This is a genomic window from Moorena sp. SIO3I6 (assembly GCF_010672095.1).
In genome coordinates, this window is the sequence record NZ_JAAHHU010001756.1 from 1 (window position 1) to 1,017 (window position 1,017).

The 1,017-nt window shown below is 43.5% G+C and carries 1 protein-coding gene; it reads right to left on the bottom strand.

All coding sequences use genetic code 11. The features are described from left to right. Positions 1 to 311 precede the first annotated feature (311 nt). The coding region (locus F6K49_RS52895; RefSeq protein WP_293111135.1) for a zinc ribbon domain-containing protein at positions 312 to 1,017 on the bottom strand (706 nt) is incomplete at its 5' end.

A 1,017-nucleotide genomic window follows, 5' to 3' on the forward strand; every position in this document is an offset into this window, starting at 1 on the left:
ACCACAGGACTAACTGCTGTCATGGGGTTTTGGGCAAACAAGTAGAAACTGCTAATGGAACGAAGAGAACAGAAACGATAGTCTTTTAATCTGACAGTCTTTTAAGCTGACTACAGAATTAACTTGCTAAATTCCCAACTTTATGCACCCCAATCACGAATTTAAGACATTTTTTGCTCAATGACCAATAATTACCCAATATGGGTAATATCAACTCCGGTTAATCACTTCGTTGATCAATCCAGTCATGAAGCTTCCACCACCTGGCTATCGCCGTTCGCGTAGCGTGGCGATAGCCAGGTGGTGGTGTCTTATGCTAACTTAGAACTACCCCTAGTCCATAAGTCACACAAGCAAGCCCAGCTTCTAGGCGGTCGTCGAGATCTTTTGCTGGAACGACCCTCACTGTCATTTCTGCGAGTGAGTTTAAACACACCTCTAGCACCGATGTTGTAAGCGCCGTTTAAGTCTGCATTAAACCGCTTACCTGAAGGGAAGGTTGCCAAAGAGTATTTTTTAGAATTTCTCTTAACCGTACCAGAGCCATCAAAAGCCAATTTTGAAGTATAAGCCGCAACGACTTCTATCACTTTTCCACCCAATTCAGCCCATTTCATTTCTGTGAAGTCGCGGATTTTTGCCTTGAGCCATCCGTGGAATCTTTGTTTTAAATTAGACCGCTTTCGTCCACCTTTTGGCTTCCACCCTTTAAGATTCTCGAATACAATGGCTAAGGCCGTAGGCCACGCTACGCGAACAGAGTTGAACTTTTCAGCAATTTCAACAATCGCCTTGGAAACAATATGGCCAATTTGGTTATTGATTCTTTGGCATTTTTGATAAGTTTTGGAGCAAAAACCTTTATGTAGTTTTCCTCCTTTTCCCATCGTCTTCGATGCTCTTGCTGATACGGACTTTAGTCGTTTGTCCCTGCGGTCTATGTCTCTTCCAAGATGAATAAAATCACGTTCGCGTAGCGTCGGCTTTGCCGAATGGATTACAGTGCCACTATGGGTT